Origin of the sequence: Pseudomonas sp. CBS (assembly GCF_024734645.1) — a bacterium.
In the GTDB taxonomy this organism is placed as follows: domain Bacteria; phylum Pseudomonadota; class Gammaproteobacteria; order Pseudomonadales; family Pseudomonadaceae; genus Aquipseudomonas.
Genome location: NZ_CP102929.1, coordinates 2,989,005 through 3,008,034, shown reverse-complemented (window position 1 = coordinate 3,008,034; position 19,030 = coordinate 2,989,005). Strand labels below are relative to the sequence as shown.

Genomic DNA, 19,030 nt, shown 5'->3' with positions numbered 1-19,030 from the left:
GGCCCATGGGCTCCTGTAGGGTAGGTAAATGCCCGTCCACTCCAGGAGATGACCGTGAAGGAAATTACTCAACTCGCCGCTGAACTTGGTCGACGCTTGCAGGTTCTCAATGCCCACGTCACTACGGCCGAGTCGTGCACCGGCGGTGGCATCGCCGAGGCGATCACGCGGATTCCCGGGAGTTCGGCCTGGTTCGAGGCGGGCTATGTCACGTATTCCAATCGCCAGAAGACCCGGCAGTTGAATGTGTCGGAAGCGCTGTTCCCCAAAGTCGGGGCTGTCAGCCGCGAAGTGGTGGAGGCGATGGTGCGAGGTGCCCAGGAGAAAAGCCTGGCGCGTTTTGCCGTAGCGGTCAGCGGTGTGGCGGGCCCCGATGGCGGTTCGCCGGACAAACCGGTGGGCACCGTATGGCTGGCCTGGGGCGTGGGCGATGAGGTCACCACCGAGCTCGAACACTTCCCCGGCAACCGCGACGAGGTCCGCCGACAAACGGTAAAGGCCGCGCTAGAGGGCTTGTTGCGACGAGCTGCAGCAGAAATAGAAAAACAGGGGTAGGCGATCACGGATCTTTGTGGAACAATACTGTCTACTTATACAGGTGTTGGCCGCCAGGCCTTATTGATTACGTGAGGACTTTAATGGACGACAACAAGAAGAAAGCCTTGGCTGCGGCCCTGGGTCAGATCGAACGTCAATTCGGCAAGGGTGCCGTAATGCGTATGGGCGATCACGACCGTCAGGCGATCCCGGCTATCTCTACTGGCTCTCTGGGTCTGGATATCGCGCTCGGCATTGGCGGCCTGCCAAAAGGCCGTATCGTTGAAATCTACGGTCCTGAATCTTCCGGTAAAACCACCCTGACCCTGTCGGTGATTGCCCAGGCACAAAAGATGGGCGCCACTTGTGCGTTCGTCGATGCCGAGCACGCCCTGGATCCAGAATACGCCGGCAAGCTGGGCGTCAACGTTGACGACCTGCTGGTTTCGCAACCGGACACCGGTGAGCAAGCGCTGGAAATCACCGACATGCTGGTGCGCTCCAACGCCATCGACGTGATCGTGGTCGACTCCGTGGCAGCCCTGGTACCGAAGGCTGAGATCGAAGGCGAAATGGGCGACATGCACGTGGGCCTGCAAGCCCGCCTGATGTCCCAGGCCCTGCGTAAAATCACCGGTAACATCAAGAACGCCAACTGCCTGGTGATCTTCATCAACCAGATCCGGATGAAGATCGGCGTGATGTTCGGCAGCCCGGAAACCACCACCGGTGGTAACGCGCTGAAGTTCTACGCTTCGGTCCGTCTGGACATCCGCCGTACTGGCGCGGTGAAGGAAGGTGACGAGGTTGTCGGTAGCGAAACCCGCGTCAAAGTCGTGAAGAACAAGGTGGCTCCGCCGTTCCGTCAGGCTGAGTTCCAGATTCTCTACGGCAAGGGTATCTACCTGAACGGCGAGATGATCGACCTGGGCGTGCTGCACGGTTTCGTCGAGAAGTCCGGTGCCTGGTATGCCTACAACGGCAGCAAGATCGGCCAGGGCAAGGCCAACTCGGCCAAGTTCCTTGCGGATAACCCGGATGTTGCCGCTACGCTCGAGAAGCAGATCCGCGACAAGCTGTTGACCCCGGCACCTGACGTCAAGGCCGCCGCCAACCGCGAGCCGGTTGAAGAAGTAGAAGAAGTCGACACTGACATCTGAAGCAAACGATGAGCGTTGTCCTCGATACACCCGTCGCCGTAAGGCGCACTGCAATGGACCTGCTCGCACGACGCGAGCATGGTCGAGTCGAGCTGACGCGTAAACTGCGTCAGCGCGGCGCAGATCCTGAGATGATCGACGCAGCCCTTGACCGTTTGACGGAAGAAGGGCTGCTGTCGGAATCCCGTTACCTCGAAAGTTTTGTGTCCTACCGAGCCCGATCCGGCTATGGCCCTGCGCGAATTCGTGAAGAGCTAAGTCAGCGTGGCCTGCAACGTGCTGATATCGAGCTCGCCTTGCGTGAGTGCGGTATCAACTGGCAGGCGCAATTGGAAGATACCTGGCGTCGCAAGTTTGCCGGTCATCTGCCCATTGATGCGCGGGAGCGGGCGAAGCAAGGTCGCTTCCTGAGTTATCGGGGGTTTTCGATGGAGATGATCAGCCGCCTGTTGAGCGGTCGGGATATGGATGACTGAAGGCTGCGCCTGATAAATGGTTGCTCTGATTATCGTGGGGCTTGATGTGGCGAGGGAGCTTGCTCCCGCTGGGCTGCGCAGCGGCCCCAACCTGCGCATCGTTCTACCTGACACAACCCAAAAGGCCCGCTATGAAAATAGCGGGCCTTTTTTCGTTTCAATGTCAGGTCACGCCGTCTCCGTCACCCGCTGCTGCGTTTTCCCCTGAGCCTCGGCCCAGTTTTCCGGCAAGTTGATGTAATCCACCAATTCCCGCAATCGGCCCTGATCGCGCCCGTTGAAGTTGAATACCAGCCGCGTCAGATGGCTGAAGCTTGGCTCGTCATGCTCCTCGCCGGTGTACGGGATTTGTTGGAAGTCGCCACTGAGGCGAAGACTGGCAAATGCCTCCTGCAGATGGGCCAGTGCGGGGTCACTCAACGGATGATGCATGCGAATCACAAATTGGCGCTTCAACCAACGAGTGGAGTGGAAGTTCGCATAGAACTGATTGATCTCTTCCACCGCCTCTTCAGCGTTGTACACCAGGCGGACCAGCTTGAGGTCGGTGGGCAGGATGTAGCGATTGGCTTCAAGCTGGCTGCGGATAAAGTCCAGGGCACCTTGCCAGAAGCTGCCACCCGGTGCATCCAGCAGTACCACTGGAACCAGCGGGCTTTTGCCGGTCTGGATCAGGGTCAGCACTTCGAGCGCTTCATCCAGGGTGCCGAAACCGCCGGGGCACAGGATCAAGGCATCGGCTTCCTTGACGAAGAACAGCTTGCGGGTAAAGAAGAAGTGGAAAGACAGCAGGTTCTCGGTGCCATCGATGGTCGGGTTGGCATGCTGTTCAAAGGGCAGGGTGATGTTGAATCCCAGGCTGTGTTGCAGGCCAGCCCCTTCATGGGCCGCCGCCATGATGCCGCCGCCACCGCCGGTAATCACCATCAGGTCCGAGCGGGCGAGAACCGCGCCCACTTCCCGGGCCAAGGCATACAGCGGGCTTTCCACCGGCGTGCGCGCTGAACCGAACACCGTGACTTTGCGTCGGCCTTTGAACTGTTCAAGCACCCGGAAAGCGTGGTCCAGTTCGTGGATGGCCTGCAAGGTGATCTTGGCATTCCAGCGACTGCGGTCGTCCTGGGCCATGCGCAACACGGTGAAGATCATGTCGCGATAAAGGGGGATATTCGGGCTGTTGGGCGCAATCAGGTGGAGTTGCGCGTCGACCTGCTGCGTGAGGTCGGTGCCGTTTTCTTCAAATTGACGGATCAGGAGTTCATTCGGTTCGTAAGGCATTCAACTTCTCCTTCTTCACAGAACCCTGGGTGCCGGCGAGAAATTCGTCGGGACCACGACACTGCATGTGTCGCTGCCTCTGATTAACGAGGTGGGCGAAACCGGTTCTGTATGTTCCTTATGTTTAAAAACCTTTGCACTGCACGCACAGGAGGGCAACCCTCTTTTGCCCTGAAAATGTTACAGAACGGTGTGAAAACCCGATGCTCCAGGCTTTCAGGATGAATTGATCATGAGCCTATAAAGTCTTGGCTGGCAACCGCTTATTGATCACTTCTGAGGGAGTTTAGACGTTGCCGTGAACAGGCACTTGCGGACAGTTCGGTGGGGCATATTGCGCGCCGCTGATCAGCGGCGCGCGACAGGGAGCATCGCTTACTTTTTCTTCTTCGCCGCAGCCGGCGCCGGGCAATCTGCTTCCTGGAACTTCACCGACGCCACCGGGCGGTTGGTTTTGTTCTCGGTGATTTCGTAGCGCATGATCGCGCCCTTGGCCATCAGCTCGCGATAACCCGCGTTCAGGCACACGCTTTGACCCAGCTGGAAGTACACAGCCTTGGGATTGGCGCGCATTTGCTCGGCGCGGTCTGGCAGTACGCTGAGATGATCAATCAGCTGCAGGCCTTCAACGGTGTAGGCGACTTCCAGGGTTTTATCGTCAATTTCCCGAGGCAGGTTCTTGTTGGTTTCCTCTGCGACGCTTTGCAGCTTCCTGTTCAGTTGAGCCTCCAGCAACGAGGCTGCTTGGGCGCCCAGAGGCAATACCAACGCAAGGGCGACGGACGGAACTACAAGGCGTGGCATAAGACGCAGCATGAAACTCTCCTGATTCGGTTACTGGTGCATAGACCAGCCACTGCGCTGTGCGTTCAGTGGCGCGGGATTATAGGTGACCGCCTGCCACTACGGCCAGCCTATTGCGGGGAAGTGCAGGTAGGCGAGGGCGCCTCTGGTAAACTGCGGTAACTTTTGCCTTCCCGAGTTCTATCCGTGTCGATTTCCACATTCATGCAGCGGCGCACCCGATGAGCCATGCCGTCTCCCGTTTGCGCACTCAGCGCCTGGCCCGCGCCGTCAAGCCGTTTGTTGCTCGAGGCTCCCGTGCCGAGCGCTGTCCCGGCTGCCGGGTGATTCCCGAATATTGCCTGTGCGCCTGGCGGCCCAAGGTCCAGGCCAAATCCGGCATGTGCCTGCTGATGCATGACGTAGAGCCGATGAAGCCCAGTAACACCGGCTGGCTGATTGCCGATGTGATCAACGACACTACCGCATTCCCCTGGTCGCGGACTGAAGTCGAGCCTGAGTTGCTCGCCTTGCTGGCCGATCCGCAATGGCAGCCCTACATCGTCTTTCCTGGCGAATTCGTGGCGCCGGAGCGGGTGGTCAACCAGGTCAGCCTGGAAGAGGGCAAGCGCCCGCTGTTCATTCTGCTGGACGGTACCTGGAGTGAGGCGCGCAAGATGTTCCGCAAGAGCCCATACCTGGAGCACTTGCCGGTGCTGAGCCTGGCTCCCGAGCAACTTTCGCGCTACAAACTGCGCCGCTCCAAGCGTGATGATCATTTCTGTACCGCCGAAGTGGCGGCCCTGTGTCTGGAGCTCGCTGAGGATCACGCGGCCAGCGAAGTACTCGACGCCTATCTGGACGTGTTCAGCACCCACTACCTGGCCGCCAAGTTTCAATTGGCGTTGGACCCGGCCGATGTCGTCCATACTCGTCTTGCACCTTATCTATAGGCGTCATGGCCAGCCGACCTTTGCATGATGGCTGCGCAAACGCGCAGCCGGCTAGAATGGCCACGGGCGTAGCGCTTGACCACCCAGGCTACGCTGGGCATGCTTGGCGCCGATTGGGGCGCTGTCACAGATTGGATACGTCGTCTTTTGACGTTGAGCGCGCCCTTTGGTGACTGCTGGCCTGGCAGACACCTCGCGCGTTGGCGAGCACTGAACCCATCAGTGCCCCGATAAAAAACAGGATCATTTAATAAATGGCCACATACGAAATCCTGATTGCCGATGATCACCCGCTGTTTCGCAGCGCGCTGCATCAGGCGGTCACGCTGGGCCTGGGGCCGGATGTACGCCTCGTCGAAGTCGCCAGCATTGCCGAGCTGGAAACCCGCCTTACCGAAAAATCCGACTGGGACCTGGTCCTGCTGGACCTGAATATGCCCGGTGCCTACGGTTTTTCCGGGCTGGTACTGTTGCGTGGGCAATACCCGCAAATTCCGGTGGTGATGGTGTCGGCGCAGGAAGAGGCTTCGGTAGTGGTGCGCTCCAAGGAGTTCGGTGCCAGCGGTTTCATTCCCAAGTCCAGCTCCATGGAAGATATCCAGAAAGCCGTGCGCACGGTGTTGGATGGCGATGTCTCCTGGCCGCCGCAAGCCTTTGAAGAGATCAATGTTTCCGACGAAGCCAAGGCCGCCCGTGATGGCCTGGCCAGCCTGACGCCCCAGCAGTTCCGCGTATTGACCATGGTCTGCGAAGGTCTGTTGAACAAACAGATTGCCTACGAGTTGAGTGTGTCGGAAGCGACCATCAAGGCCCACGTCACGGCGATTTTCCGCAAGCTGGGCGTGCGTACGCGGACCCAGGCGGCGCTGCTCTTGCAACAACTTGAGTCAATTTCGCAGCATTAAGACACTGTTCATTCACGTTTTTTTGACTTTGCGTGCTCTAGTTTCCCCACACCTTTTTGCTCAGTTGCCTACTCTATGTCGCCTTTCAAAGGTCAAACCGGTATCAAACGTATCTTCAACGCAGGGGGATATTCCCTGGATGGCCTGCGTGCGGCATTCACCGGCGAGGCGGCTTTTCGTCAGTTGGTGTTGCTCAATGTCATCCTGATCCCGCTGAGTTTCTTCCTGAATGTAAGCCGGGTAGAGCGGGCGCTGCTGATTGCGGTGTGCTTGCTGGCGTTGATCGTCGAGTTGCTCAATTCCGCCGTTGAAGCGGCGATCGACCGGATTTCCCTGGACCTGCACCCCTTGTCGAAAAACGCCAAGGACATGGGCAGCGCCGCGCAGTTCGTCGCGCTGACCATGATTACCCTGGTGTGGGCTGTGATCCTGATCTAGGCAATGGTCGGCAGTACAATCTCGTCGCTGCGCTGCACCCCGGCGGTAAAGGAACGGCACAGCTCGAGGAATTCGCGCATGGCCGAGGTCTGGTACTTCTGCTTGTGCCAGATGAAGTAGAACTGCCGGGCCAGGTCCAGGTCCGGGGTTTCCACCGGTACCAGGCTGCCGCGCCGGAAGGCGTCGCGCAGCGCCAGCCGGGAAATGCAGCCAATCCCCAATCCTGATTCCACCGCGCGCTTGATCGCCTCGGTGTGTTCCAGCTCCAGGCGGATATTCAGCGCGCTGCGGTGATGCCGCATGGCCTGGTCAAAGGTCAGGCGCGTACCGGAGCCTTGTTCTCGCAGGATCCACGCTTCATGGGTCAACTCTTCCATGGTGGCCTGGCCGCGTTTGGCCAGATGATGCTGGGGCGCACAGAACACCACCAACTCGTCTTCCACCCAGGTTTGCACCTCGATGTCCGGGTGGCTGCAGTCGCCCTCGATTAGACCCAGATCAATTTCGTAGTGGGCCACCTGATGCACGATATGCGCAGTGTTCTGCACATGCAGCTTCACCTGGCTCTCGGGATGCTGCTGCATGAAGCTGCCGATCAGCAGTGTGGCCAGGTAATTGCCGATGGTCAGGGTCGCGCCGACGGCCAGGGAGCCGAAGCCCGACTTGCCGTTGAGCAGGTCCTCGATCTCCTTGGCCTGGTCCAGCAGCGCCACTGCCTGGGGCAATAGCTGATGCCCGAGGGCGTTGAGGCTCAGGCGTTTACCGGCGCGGTCGAATAATTGGCAGCTGGATTGACGCTCCAGCTCGGTAATCGAGGTGCTGGCGGCGGATTGAGATAAGGCCAGAAGGCCAGCAGCGCGCGAGACGCTTTCCTGCTGGGCGACGGCGACGAAGACTTGCAGTTGACGTAGAGTAAATCGCATATCGATATAACCGATAACCCTTATCTTAATAATCCAGTTAACAGATATTGTCGCCGCCATTAGAATGCTGTGCAATTGCGCATCCATCATTTGGCGCAGACCCATTTCCAGGAGTCCCCCGTACATGAGCAACATGAACCACGAGCGTGTCCTCAGTGTTCATCACTGGAACGACACTCTGTTCAGCTTCAAGTGCACCCGCGATCCGGGCCTGCGCTTCGAGAACGGTCAGTTCGTGATGATCGGCCTGCAACAGCCTAATGGCCGCCCGCTCATGCGCGCTTACTCCATTGCCAGCCCGAACTGGGAAGAGCATCTGGAGTTCTTCAGCATCAAGGTGCCCGATGGCCCGCTGACTTCCCAGTTGCAGCACTTGAAGGAAGGCGACGAGATCATCATCAGCAAAAAACCGACGGGCACCTTGGTGCTTGACGATTTGAAGCCGGGCAAACACCTGTACCTGCTCAGCACTGGTACTGGCTTGGCGCCTTTTATGAGCGTGATCCAGGACCCGGAAACTTACGAGCGTTTCGAAAAAGTGATCCTGTGCCACGGCGTGCGTTACGTCAACGAAGTCGCCTACCGCGAATTCATCACCGAGCACCTGCCGCAGAACGAGTTCTTCGGCGAGGCCCTGCGTGACAAGTTGATCTACTACCCGACCGTGACCCGCGAGCCGTTCGAAAACGAAGGCCGCCTGACCGACCTGATGCGCAGCGGCAAGCTGTTCAGTGACATCGGCCTGCCGCCGATCAATCCTGAAGACGACCGCGCCATGCTGTGCGGCAGCCCAAGCATGCTGGACGAAACCAGCGAAGTGCTGAACAGCTTTGGTTTGAAGGTCTCCCCGCGTATGCGTGAGCCGGGTGACTACCTGATCGAGCGTGCGTTCGTCGAGAAGTGACCGTGGGTCACTGGTAGGAGCGAGCTTGCTCGCGAAAAACGTTAACGATAACCCGGGTATCCTGGATTAGCGCGGTGTACTTGCGTTCTTCGCGAGCAAGCTCGCTCCTACAGGTGACTGAGTCACCAAAGAAAAGCCCGCGCTGCCTTTAGAGGCAGCGCGGGCTTTTTCGTTTTCGGGATTTACTTGGCGCCAATCACTTCCAGCACACAAATCATCCCGGCTTCGGGATAGTGCCAGCGCACATCCACATCCCAGAACTGCGCCCCGTATTCCCGCTCCGGCCCCGGCGTCTGGTACGCCGGCCTTGGATCCTGCGCCAGACACTGCTCGATCAACGCCACCAATGGCTCGCCAAGGCGCTGAGCGTGGCCTTCAGCCTGTTGCAGCGCAATCTTCAGCCACTGCACGGGAATCAGCGGTGGCGCAGCGCTGGCGATGCTGTTGGTCGCGGTGTCAACGATGTCCGCGTACGGCACGTACGGCTTGATGTCGAGAATCGGTGTGCCATCCAGCAGGTCGATGCCGGATATCCACAGACGGCCGTCCTCCACCTTGTCCAGCTTGACCACCGATTGGCCAATGCCATTCGGTCGGTGAGTCGCGCGGGTGGCGAATACGCCCATGGACGTGTTGCCGCCCAGGCGCGGCGGGCGCACTTTCAGGCGGGGCTTGTCTTCCAGTGCCTGGTGGAACAGGAACAGCAGCCACACATGGCTGACCTGCTCCAAACCCTGCACCGCCTCACCCTGGTCGAACGGCGCCACCAGTTCCAGCACGCCCCGGGCGGCAGGCGCCAGTTGTGGCTGGCGCGGGATGGCGAACTTCTCCTTGAAGCAGGAGCGGACAAAGCCGATGGGCGAGACGCTGTAGCTCACGGGCTTAGGCGCGAACGCGCAGGGTCAGGCCCTTGAGGAAGTTGCGCAACAGCTGGTCACCACAGGTGCGGTAGTTGGTGTGGCCGAACTTGCGGAACAGCGCGCTCAGCTCAGGCTTGGACACCGGAAACTCCGAAGCCTTGAGGATCGCGTGCATGTCGTCTTCTTTCAGTTCGAAGGCCACGCGCAGTTTCTTCAGGACGATGTTGTTGGTCACCGGCAGTTCGATTGGCTGCGGTGGACGGGTTTCGTCCTTGCCGCGCTTGAAGATCACCAAACCATCGAGGAAATGCGCCATGACTTCATCAGGGCAGAACACGAAGCCTTCTTCCTCGTCTTTCTTGAGGTAGGTCAGCAGGTCGTCCTTGGTGACTTCCATGCCGCCGAGCTTGATGATCTCGACCATCTTGTTATCGCTGATGTCGAGCATGTAGCGCACGCTACGCAGTACGTCATTGTGAATCATGGTGGGCAATCCTGGTCATTCAACTGTGGACACCGCCCAGGCAGGCGGTGTCGAGAGATTCGGCGGCGAAAAAAGTCTTAGAACTTTTCTTTGCCGGACAGATAGCGCCATTGGCCTACCGGCACTTTGCCGATGGAGACTCCGCCAATGCGGATGCGTCGAATGGCGACGACTTTCAGGCCAACGGCTTCGCAGAACAAGGCAATCACACCCGGTTGCGGGTTTTTCAACGCAAAGCGCAGGCGGTTCTCGTTCTGCCAGCTGGCTTTCACCGCCGGCAATTCCTTGCCTTTGTAGGTCAGGCCGTGGTTGAGGCGGTTCAGGCCGTGGGCGACCATGTCGCCGGACACTTCCACCACGTATTCCTGTTCGATCTTGTTCGCGTCAGCGGTCAGCTTGCGCAGGATCTTCCAGTCCTGGGTGAACACCAGCAGGCCGCTGGCCTTGGCTTGCAGGTCACTGCTGGCGGTCAGGCGCAGGAAGTGGCCTTTGAGCGGGCGTTTGCTGAAGCGGTGTTCTTCCGACAGGGTCTCGGCGTTGATCGACGCCATGGCCGTCTCGGCATCCACACCGGCAGGCGCGTGGAACAGGATGGTGACCGGCTCCGGCGCAGTGGCCTTGGCCTCAGGGTCAAGCTCGACCTTCTGGGTGGTGACCTTGAACTGCGGCTCGTCGATCACTTCGCCGTCCACCGTGACCCAGCCGCCTTCGATGAACAGCTCAGCCTCCCGACGGGAGCAACCGACCAGTTCGATGAGGCGTTTGGAGAGGCGTAGGGGTTCAGTCATGACAAGGGCCGAAACAAAAGGGGGCGGCTATTGTACCTGTGTGGCGCCGGTTAATCCCGGCTCCATTTCATTTAGCCGCGACGTGCCTGTTGCTGGGCCTGGCGCAAACGCATGTGCAGCAACGGATAAGGCTGGCCCATGCCGTCGTGGTCCGTGCGTCCGATCACCTCGAAGCCTTGCTTGAAGTAAAAGCCCAGGGCCTGTGGGTTCTGTTCGTTGACGTCGAGTTGGTCGGCGTTCATGGACTCGATGGCATAGCGCAGCAATTGCCGGCCCAGGCCCTGGCCGCGGTGCTCGGGATCGATAAACAGCATCTCGACCTTACCCGCCGCCACGCCGGCAAACCCGGTAATGCGCTGGCGCGCGTCCTTGGTGCAGATCAGCATCACCGCGTCGAGGTAGCGGGTCAGCACCAGGTTTTTCAGCAACTCGATGTAACTGTCCGGCAGGAAGTCATGGGTGGCCCGCACCGACGCCTCCCAGATGCGGGTCAGTTCCTGATAGTCGCTGGATTTGGGTGTATGGATAACCGAATGCTGGCGCATGCCCGCTGCCCCTTGCTGATGTTTGGCGCTGATGGGCCAAACGATAGACCTAAAAAAGCCCCGCATCTTGTCCAGAAGCAGGGCTTTTTCAATTCTTTACATCTTATGCGCGCTTTTCAGCCCACAGGTCGTACTCGTCGGCGTCGGTCACGGTGCACCAGACCTTGTCGCCAGGCTTCAAGCCGCTGGCATCGTCGATGAACACGTTGCCATCGATTTCCGGCGCATCGAAGAAGCAACGGCCAACCGCGCCTTGTTCGTCGACTTCGTCGATCAGCACTTCGATCTCACGGCCGATGCGCAGTTGCAGGCGCGCCGAGCTGATGGCCTGCTGGTGCGCCATGAAGCGCTCCCAACGGTCCTGCTTGACGTCGTCCGGCACGATGGCAGCGTCCAGCAGGTTGGCCGGAGCACCTTCCACCGGGGAGTACTGGAAGCAGCCGACGCGGTCCAGCTGGGCCTCGGTCAGCCAGTCCAGCAGGTACTGGAAGTCTTCTTCGGTCTCGCCGGGGAAGCCGACGATAAAGGTGGAACGGATGATCAGTTCCGGGCAGATCTCGCGCCAGTTCTTGATGCGCGCCAGGGTCTTGTCTTCGAAGGCCGGGCGTTTCATGGCCTTGAGGATCTTCGGGCTGGCGTGCTGGAACGGGATGTCCAGGTACGGCAGGATCTTGCCGGCGGCCATCAGCGGGATCAGCTCGTCAACGTGCGGGTACGGGTAAACGTAGTGCAGGCGCACCCATACACCGAGGCTGCTCAGGGCTTCGCAGAGTTCGGTCATGCGGGTTTTCACCGGCGCGCCGTTCCAGAAACCGGTGCGGTATTTGACGTCGACGCCGTAGGCGCTGGTGTCCTGGGAGATCACCAGCAGCTCTTTCACGCCGGATTTGACCAGGCGCTGGGCCTCGTCCAGTACGTCGCCCACCGGGCGGCTCACCAGCTTGCCGCGCATCGACGGGATGATGCAGAAGCTGCAGCTGTGGTTGCAGCCTTCGGAAATCTTCAGGTAGGCGTAGTGGCGCGGCGTCAGCTTGATGCCTTGCGGCGGCACCAGGTCGATCAGCGGGTTGTGGTCCTGGCGCGGCGGCACTACGTCGTGCACGGCGTTGACCACTTGCTCGTACTGCTGCGGGCCGGTCACGGCCAGCACGCTCGGGTGCACGTTGCGGATGTTGCCTTCTTCCACGCCCATGCAGCCGGTGACGATCACCTTGCCGTTTTCCTTGATGGCTTCGCCGATCACTTCCAGGGACTCTGCCTTGGCCGAGTCAATGAAGCCGCAGGTGTTGACCACCACCACGTCCGCGTCCTGGTAGGTGGACACGACGTCATAGCCTTCCATGCGCAGTTGGGTAAGGATGCGTTCGGAGTCGACCAGAGCCTTTGGGCAACCCAGGGATACAAAGCCGACCTTGGGGTTGGCTTTTGCGATGGTGGTGGACATGTCTAACCTCGGTATTGAATGACGCCACCAGTCGTGCACGAAAGGCGGCGGACGGGCACTTGGTGTGCCTCTGATCAAAAAGTGCGCAATTCTATCGACGGGAATCGCTCTTGACCAGCTTTATGCAGGGAAATACGACGAGTGCTGCGCTATGCTTCGCGCCGTTGCACCTGAGTGAATTTCCTCGGTCAATAAATCGTCTGTAACGAGAAGTAAAACAGCGCATGCTGTGGACAGCATAGGCGCCCGCAGCAGGCGCGCTGTTTATAAAAGACCGCAGGTCAAAGGGCAGGAGTGGTTGATGGGTCAGGCAAGTAGTCAGGCAGCAGGTGCCGAGCAGTCCAACGCAAAGCCGATCGGCATGCTGGTGGCGGCAGTGGGGGTGGTTTACGGCGATATCGGTACCAGCCCGCTCTACACCCTTAAAGAGGTGTTTACCGGTGGTTATGGGGTCCAGGTCAACCATGACGGTGTGCTGGGGATCCTGGCGCTGATCTTCTGGTCGCTGATCTGGGTGGTATCGATCAAATACATGCTGTTCGTGCTGCGTGCCGATAACCAGGGTGAAGGCGGCATCATGGCCTTGACCGCACTGGCGCGACGGGCGGCAGGTGAGCGCAAGCGATTGCGCAGTTTCCTGGTGGTATGTGGCCTGTGCGGTGCGGCGCTGTTCTACGGCGACAGCATGATCACCCCGGCGATTTCCGTGTTATCGGCGGTGGAGGGTCTGGAGCTGGCGTTCGATGGTCTGGAAAAGTGGGTCGTGCCGATCGCTCTTGTCGTGTTGGTGGCCTTGTTCCTGATCCAGAAGCATGGCACCGATCGCATCGGCAAGTTGTTCGGGCCGGTGATGGTGACTTGGTTCCTGGTGCTGGGCGGCCTTGGTGCCTACGGCATCACCCAGCATCCGGAAGTACTCAACGCCATGAACCCGATGTGGGGCGTGCGTTTCTTTGAGGCTCACCCGGGCATTGGCGTGGCCATCCTAGGCGCGGTGGTACTGGCGTTGACCGGCGCCGAGGCGCTGTACGCCGACATGGGCCACTTCGGCCGTAAGCCCATTGCCCGCGCCTGGTTCATTCTGGTGTTGCCGGCGCTGGTGCTCAATTATTTCGGCCAGGGCGCCCTGCTGCTCGGCGATCCTGAAGCCGCGCGCAACCCGTTCTACCTGCTGGCGCCGAGTTGGGCGCTGATCCCGCTGGTGGTGTTGTCCACCCTGGCCACGGTGATCGCGTCCCAGGCGGTGATCTCCGGCGCGTTTTCCCTGACCCGCCAGGCGATCCAGCTGGGTTACATCCCCCGCATGCACATCCAGCACACTTCCAGTGCCGAACAGGGCCAGATCTACATCGGCGCGGTGAACTGGTCGCTGATGGTCGGCGTGATCCTGCTGGTGCTGGGTTTCGAGTCCTCCAACGCACTGGCATCGGCTTACGGTGTAGCGGTGACCGGCACCATGCTGATGACCACCATCCTGGTGTCGGCAGTCATGCTGCTGCTGTGGAAATGGCCACCGATATTGGCAGTGCCGGTCCTGGTCTGCTGCCTGTTGGTGGATGGGCTGTACTTCGCGGCCAACGTGCCGAAGGTCGTCCAGGGCGGCGCCTTCCCGGTACTCGCGGGGATTGTGCTGTTCGTGCTGATGACCACGTGGAAGCGCGGCAAGCAGTTGCTGGTGGACCGCCTCGACGAGGGTGGCCTGCCGTTGCCGATCTTTATCAGCAGTATCCGCGTGCAGCCGCCTCACCGCGTGCAGGGCACTGCGGTATTCCTCACCGCGCGGCCCGATGCCGTGCCCCACGCGCTGTTGCACAACCTGCTGCATAACCAGGTCTTGCACGAGCAAGTGGTGCTGTTGACGGTGGTCTACGAAGACATTCCGCGGGTGCCCGTCTCGCGCCGTTTTGAGGTGGACTCCTACGGCGAAGGCTTCTTCCGCGTGATCCTGCACTTCGGCTTTACCGACGAGCCGGACGTGCCCGAGGCGCTGAAGCTGTGCCATCTGGATGACCTGGACTTCAGCCCGATGCGCACCACCTACTTCCTCAGCCGCGAAACCGTGATCGCCTCTCGCATCAAAGGCATGGCGCGCTGGCGCGAAGGGCTGTTCGCCTTCATGCTCAAGAACGCCAACGGCAACCTGCGCTTCTTCAAGCTGCCGGTTAACCGGGTGATCGAGCTCGGTACCCAGGTAGAAATGTAAGCCCTGGCAGCGTCCCCCGTAGCAGCTGTCGAGCCTTGGCGAGGCTGCGAGGGGCGCGACCTGGTCCAGAGGTCTTATCGTGAAGCGGCGGTGCTGCCGACGCAGCCTCGCCGGGGCTCGACAGCTGCTACGTGCAATCAACAAAAAGCCCCCGGTGCCTTGCGGCAGCGGGGGCTTTTTTGTGGGCGCTTATTCGGCCGGGGTTTTGCCCTGGCGCTTCTCGATGATATCGACCAAACGCTTGGCCAGCGCCGGGTAGTTCTCGTCGAAGTGATGGCCGCCAGGCAGCTTCACGGCTTCACCGACTGCCGTCTTGTCGGTGCAGCCACTCTCGTCGACTTCTTCGGCACCGTAGATGCACACCACCTTGTCGGCTGGCAGCTTGGCCATTTCCGGGCCGGTAGCCGCTTCTTTGCCGGCGTTGCCCAACCAGCCTTCCACTTCGATCTCGAAGCTGCCGGTGCGGGCGAAGGCCAGCAGAATGATTGCGTCTACACGCTGCTGCTCGTTTTCCGGCAGGCGGTTGTAGATGGCCGGCAACACGTCGGCGCCGAACGAGTAACCGGTCAGCACGAAGCGCTTGGTGCCCCATTTCTGCCGGTAGTGCTGCATCAGCTCGGCGAGGTCCTTGGCGCTTTGTTCCGGAGACTTGTGCTGCCAGTAGTAGCGCAGGGTATCAATGCCGACCACCGGGTAGCCGATCTTGGCCATTTCACCGGCCACGTCACGGTCCAGGTCACGCCAGCCGCCGTCACCGGAGAGGAACAGGGTGACGGTGTCCTTGGCCTGGCCAGCCGGCACTTCGACCACCGGGATTGCCAGGCCACCGTTGTCCGAACCCACCAGTTGCTTGCGCAGCTCGTTGTTCAGCACTTGCGGGTAGTGAACGTCATAGTCGCTGATGCTGGTAGTGGCGCGCGGCGTGTCGCGTACGAAACTGGCGGCATCATCGTCAGGGTTATCGTTCCAGGCCACCAACCAGTTGCCGTGGGCCGAGGTTTTCGGCAGCGGGTCGTTGCAGCCGGGTTGTGCCAGCGCGAAGCCGACGGAAATGGCATTCGCCTTGTCGTCGTTCTGCGCGGCCAGCCAGCGCCAGGCCAGGGCTGCGCCAGGGCCGATGCCGCTGACCAGGGTCGCCGGGCCGGCAAGCTGGCCCAGGGCGGTTTGCAGGGCTTGTTCCTGCAACTTGCAGTCGTCCTTGGGCAGGACCACCTGGACGATCTGCGCTGCGCCGCCCTGGCTGAGGGCGATCAGTTGGCTGTCGGTCAGGGTTTCATCGGCCAGCACGGCCACGGCTACACGTGCCTTGGGCGCGGTGCCCGGGGTTACGCGGGTCAGGACCGAGCCGTCAGCCTGTGGCAGTTGTTCCAGAGTCGGTTGCGGTGCAGGGCGGTTCCAGTACCAGTAGCCGCCACCAAGGATCAGTGCCAGTACCACCAAAAATGCCAATACATACCGCCAGGAGCGTCGAATCATCAGCGTTTCACCAATCCAGTCAAGCCGCCCGCAATCAGGGCGGCGGTGTCGGCCAGTGCCACCAGCGGATCAAGTCCTGCGGGCACGGCCATATAACGGGGTTCCCAGTCAGGCTGGAACTTGTCTTTGAAGCGGCGCAAGCCTTGGAAGTTATACAGTTGCTCGCCACGGCGGAACACCATCGAGCCCAGGCGTTGGGTCAGCGGGGCGCCACGTCGTGGTTGCAGGCCCGACAACGGCACCATGCCGAGGCTGAAGCGGGCGTAGCCATGGTTCTTATAATGTTGAATCAGGCCGACCATCATGAATTCCATGGTCAGTTTCGGCGCGTCCGGGTGCGCACGCATCAGGTCGAGACTGGCCAGGTCATGGCTGTAGGTCTCAAGCAGGTTCGCAAACGCTACCGGGCGCCCTTCGAAGCGAATGATCGCAATCCGAAAGTGCTTGAGGTAGTCGTCGCTGAATCGTCCCAGGGAAAAGCCTTTTTCCCGTACGTTCTTGCCGGTCAGCCACGCGTCGGAGATGACTTTCAGCTCCTCCATCGGCGCCTGGCCGGGTTCGTGGATCTCCAGGGACAGGCCGTCTCGGGTCCCGCGGTTCCAGGTGTAGCGCAGGTCCTTCATCTCTTTGCCCTTGGCTTCCAGGTCAAAGCGCTTCAGGTCGACCCGGGCTTCTTCACCCAGTTTGATCGCGGTCAGGCCGATGTCCATGTAGTACGGCAGGTTCTCCGCCCGCACCTGGTAGAACACCGGGCGCGCGTGGTGAATGTCGCACAGGTCACGGAACTGCCAGATCATCTCGGCCCGTTGCAGGGTCGGGCCGATCGGGTCATACAACGCCACCAGGCTGCGGCCGCGACGAGCGTACATCAGGAACGCTTCGTCGTTGGGGTGAAACAGCAGGGCTTTGTCGCCGGTCAGGGCCAGGCCGCCGTCGGGTTGCGCCGAGTTCATCAGGATCTTGGTGGCGCGCTCCAGCTCTTCGGGTGTCGGCAGGTGGATGATCGGGCGCGCGGTACGCAGCAGCCAGGTCAGCGAGACCACCACCAGCACCACGGCAGCGCCCAGCAGCGAGCGCAGGCCACGTGGGGCGTTGGCGTCGAGGGTGAACTGCCACCACAGCTGATGGCTGTAGGGCACGTCCTGGTAGGCGAACAACAGCAGCCAGATCGACGCACCGAGTACGCACACGCTGGCAACGAGATACAGCGGCGAGAACGGCAGTTCGGTCAGGCGGCTGGCGCGATAGAACGAGCGTCGGAAGATCGCCAGCAGCACCGCCGTCATGGTCATCAGGCTGGCTTCTTCCCAGTCGAAACCCTTGAGCAAGGAGAGCAGGGCGCCCGTCAGCAGCAGCACCATGGTCAGCATCCACGCGGCGGACAACCGGCGACGCAGGCCCTGGGCCAAGAGCAGACAGAGCACGCCGATCAGGCTGGCACCGAAGTGCGAAGCGTCAATCAGGCGATGAGGAATCAGGAAGCCGATGTTTTCCAGGCGTGAGTCGATTTCCGGGGTTGCGCCGGAAAACAGCAGGACCACGCCTGACAAAAAAACCAGTACGGCCAGGATCGGTGCAGCAAGGCCCGAGGCCGCCCGCAGGCTTTGCTGTGTATGGAACAGGCGCTGGGCTTCATTGACCAGCAGGAATACACAGGCGATCAACAGTGGCAGCACCACATAGATCATCCGGTACAGCAGCAATGCGGCGGCCAGTGGGGCGGCGCCAAGCTTGTCGGCAAAGGCGGCCAGCAGGATCGCTTCGAACACCCCGACGCCGCCCGGGACATGGCTGAGTACGCCGGCGGCCAGGGCCAGCAGGTACACCAGCAGGAACGGGCCAAAGGGTGGCGCTTCCGGCAGCAGCATATACAACACGGTGGCGGCAGCGGCGACGTCGAGGGCGGTGATGATCAGTTGCAGAAAGGTCAGTCGACGGCCCGGCAGGCGCAAGGTGCGGCGCCCGGCCTTGACCAGCAGGTTGTCCGGATACGGTTGTTCCGGCAGGCGGCGGCGGTAGATGCCGATGCACAGTGCCACCGTCAACAACAGCACGGCGCCTGCGACACCACCCAGCAGGCTCGCGGGTAAATGCAGCGCGTTGGACGCAGCGGGCAAGTTGCTCAGGGTGGCCAGGGCCGCCAGTGGCGGCAGGGCGCAACCCAGGGCCAGGCTGGCAAACACGGTCATGCGGGCCACTTCGGAGGCACCAATGCCGTACCGTGCATACAAGCGGTAACGTACCGAACCGCCCGAGAGCATCGACAGACCAATCGCATTGCCGATGGCGAAAGCGGTAAAGCCGCCGTAGGCCAGGGTCTTGGCAGGCAGTTTCACGCCGGCATAACGGGCGCCGGAAAATTCATAGCCCAACAGAATGATAAAGCCGGCGACAGCGGCACCGAATGCGCCCAGCAGGGCAGGCTTCGGCACTTCCAGGATCGAATCGTGGAGCGCGTACAGGTCCAGCTCAAGCAGCAGGTGGCGACAGGCGATAAGGGCGATTGCGAACAGCAACAAGGTGACGGCCAATCCGATGGGTTGGCGGTACTTGCTCAACAGATCCAGCCAGCGCAAACGGGTGGGAGTGATCGGTTGTGTCGCTGTGACAGAGTCTTGTGGTTCAGACGAGTTGGCGCGCATCAATCACCTCGTGGATTGTGCGCGACAGGATGGAGGTATCCAGCCAAGTTACCAATCCCTATGGACAAAATAATTACAAATATTAACGCGTATCGCGAAGTGCGGCGACAGCGCCCATTGGTCGTAGAAGGACAGTGCTTGAAGACTTAGCATAGCTTGCAATGAGATGGACTCTACAAACCGTGTACGGTTTCATGAAAGATGCCATGCCATTGTTTCAAAAGGACTTTT

The 19,030-nt window shown here is 60.4% G+C and carries 18 protein-coding genes; 8 read left to right on the top strand and 10 right to left on the bottom strand.

Features of this window, described 5'->3' with window-relative positions:
• Window positions 1–54: 54 nt before the first annotated feature.
• The 3 genes from NVB75_RS13645 (at window position 55) to recX (ending at window position 2,173) form a co-directional block, all read left to right on the top strand.
• Window positions 55–555, top strand: a complete 501-nt coding sequence (locus NVB75_RS13645; RefSeq protein ID WP_063033904.1) for a CinA family protein — start codon at window positions 55–57, stop codon at window positions 553–555.
• Window positions 556–638: 83 nt separating this feature from the next.
• Entirely contained in the window at window positions 639–1,697 is a 1,059-nt protein-coding gene (gene recA / locus NVB75_RS13640) for a recombinase RecA (RefSeq protein ID WP_003208645.1), read from the top strand.
• An 8-nt stretch (window positions 1,698–1,705) separates the two neighbouring features.
• Window positions 1,706–2,173 (top strand): recombination regulator RecX, encoded by a 468-nt coding sequence (recX, locus tag NVB75_RS13635; protein ID WP_063027502.1) that lies wholly within the window; start codon window positions 1,706–1,708, stop codon window positions 2,171–2,173.
• A 168-nt stretch (window positions 2,174–2,341) separates the two neighbouring features.
• On the opposite strand, the gene NVB75_RS13630 is transcribed toward recX, so the two are convergent.
• Complete coding sequence (locus tag NVB75_RS13630; protein WP_258347579.1) at window positions 2,342–3,451, bottom strand: TIGR00730 family Rossman fold protein; 1,110 nt, start codon at window positions 3,449–3,451, stop codon at window positions 2,342–2,344.
• A gap of 375 nt (window positions 3,452–3,826) precedes the next feature.
• Window positions 3,827–4,267, bottom strand: coding sequence for a quorum-sensing-regulated virulence factor family protein (locus NVB75_RS13625; protein WP_258347577.1), 441 nt, complete (start codon window positions 4,265–4,267; stop codon window positions 3,827–3,829).
• A 209-nt stretch (window positions 4,268–4,476) separates the two neighbouring features.
• Between NVB75_RS13625 and NVB75_RS13620 the strand changes: the two genes are divergently transcribed.
• The 3 genes from NVB75_RS13620 to NVB75_RS13610 all read left to right on the top strand — a co-directional run bounded on the left by NVB75_RS13620 (window position 4,477) and on the right by NVB75_RS13610 (window position 6,530).
• Entirely contained in the window at window positions 4,477–5,187 is a 711-nt protein-coding gene (locus NVB75_RS13620; protein WP_177070521.1) for a tRNA-uridine aminocarboxypropyltransferase, read from the top strand.
• Between the two features lie 254 nt (window positions 5,188–5,441).
• Window positions 5,442–6,092, top strand: coding sequence for a response regulator transcription factor ErdR (gene erdR / locus NVB75_RS13615; RefSeq protein ID WP_003208636.1), 651 nt, complete (start codon window positions 5,442–5,444; stop codon window positions 6,090–6,092).
• 75 nt (window positions 6,093–6,167) lie between these two features.
• On the top strand, window positions 6,168–6,530 hold the full coding sequence (locus tag NVB75_RS13610; protein ID WP_003208635.1) for a diacylglycerol kinase: 363 nt from the start codon (window positions 6,168–6,170) through the stop codon (window positions 6,528–6,530).
• Here the strand turns inward: NVB75_RS13610 and NVB75_RS13605 are convergent.
• Window positions 6,527–7,453: a LysR family transcriptional regulator gene (locus tag NVB75_RS13605; protein ID WP_003208633.1), complete on the bottom strand. Its 927-nt coding sequence runs from the start codon at window positions 7,451–7,453 to the stop codon at window positions 6,527–6,529. The genes NVB75_RS13610 and NVB75_RS13605 overlap by 4 nt on opposite strands.
• Before the next feature lie 124 nt (window positions 7,454–7,577).
• Between NVB75_RS13605 and fpr the strand changes: the two genes are divergently transcribed.
• A complete protein-coding gene (gene fpr, locus NVB75_RS13600) occupies window positions 7,578–8,357 on the top strand; it encodes a ferredoxin-NADP reductase (RefSeq protein WP_003189055.1) in 780 nt (259 codons plus the stop codon).
• A 182-nt stretch (window positions 8,358–8,539) separates the two neighbouring features.
• Here fpr and tsaA read toward each other — a convergent pair whose 3' ends face one another.
• The 5 genes from tsaA to rimO all read right to left on the bottom strand — a co-directional run bounded on the left by tsaA (window position 8,540) and on the right by rimO (window position 12,478).
• Entirely contained in the window at window positions 8,540–9,235 is a 696-nt protein-coding gene (gene tsaA, locus NVB75_RS13595; RefSeq protein WP_258347574.1) for a tRNA (N6-threonylcarbamoyladenosine(37)-N6)-methyltransferase TrmO, read from the bottom strand.
• A gap of 4 nt (window positions 9,236–9,239) precedes the next feature.
• Window positions 9,240–9,701 carry a DUF1456 family protein gene (locus NVB75_RS13590; RefSeq protein WP_258347572.1) on the bottom strand — a complete coding sequence of 154 codons (462 nt, stop codon included), beginning with the start codon at window positions 9,699–9,701 and terminating at the stop codon, window positions 9,240–9,242.
• A 77-nt stretch (window positions 9,702–9,778) separates the two neighbouring features.
• The gene (locus NVB75_RS13585) at window positions 9,779–10,489 is read right to left on the bottom strand and encodes an rRNA pseudouridine synthase (RefSeq protein WP_003208627.1); all 711 of its coding nucleotides are present in this window, start codon (window positions 10,487–10,489) and stop codon (window positions 9,779–9,781) included.
• 71 nt (window positions 10,490–10,560) lie between these two features.
• Window positions 10,561–11,034 carry a GNAT family N-acetyltransferase gene (locus tag NVB75_RS13580; protein ID WP_258347570.1) on the bottom strand — a complete coding sequence of 158 codons (474 nt, stop codon included), beginning with the start codon at window positions 11,032–11,034 and terminating at the stop codon, window positions 10,561–10,563.
• Between the two features lie 103 nt (window positions 11,035–11,137).
• Window positions 11,138–12,478 (bottom strand): 30S ribosomal protein S12 methylthiotransferase RimO, encoded by a 1,341-nt coding sequence (gene rimO / locus NVB75_RS13575; protein ID WP_169386167.1) that lies wholly within the window; start codon window positions 12,476–12,478, stop codon window positions 11,138–11,140.
• A 301-nt stretch (window positions 12,479–12,779) separates the two neighbouring features.
• Between rimO and NVB75_RS13570 the strand changes: the two genes are divergently transcribed.
• Entirely contained in the window at window positions 12,780–14,681 is a 1,902-nt protein-coding gene (locus NVB75_RS13570) for a potassium transporter Kup (protein WP_258347569.1), read from the top strand.
• A gap of 189 nt (window positions 14,682–14,870) precedes the next feature.
• Here the strand turns inward: NVB75_RS13570 and NVB75_RS13565 are convergent, their stop codons facing one another.
• Both NVB75_RS13565 and mprF read right to left on the bottom strand, forming a co-directional pair.
• Window positions 14,871–16,157 carry a virulence factor family protein gene (locus NVB75_RS13565; RefSeq protein WP_258347567.1) on the bottom strand — a complete coding sequence of 429 codons (1,287 nt, stop codon included), beginning with the start codon at window positions 16,155–16,157 and terminating at the stop codon, window positions 14,871–14,873.
• Window positions 16,157–18,799 carry a bifunctional lysylphosphatidylglycerol flippase/synthetase MprF gene (gene mprF / locus NVB75_RS13560; protein ID WP_258347565.1) on the bottom strand — a complete coding sequence of 881 codons (2,643 nt, stop codon included), beginning with the start codon at window positions 18,797–18,799 and terminating at the stop codon, window positions 16,157–16,159. Before mprF ends, NVB75_RS13565 begins: the two co-directional genes overlap by 1 nt.
• Window positions 18,800–19,030 lie beyond the last annotated feature (231 nt).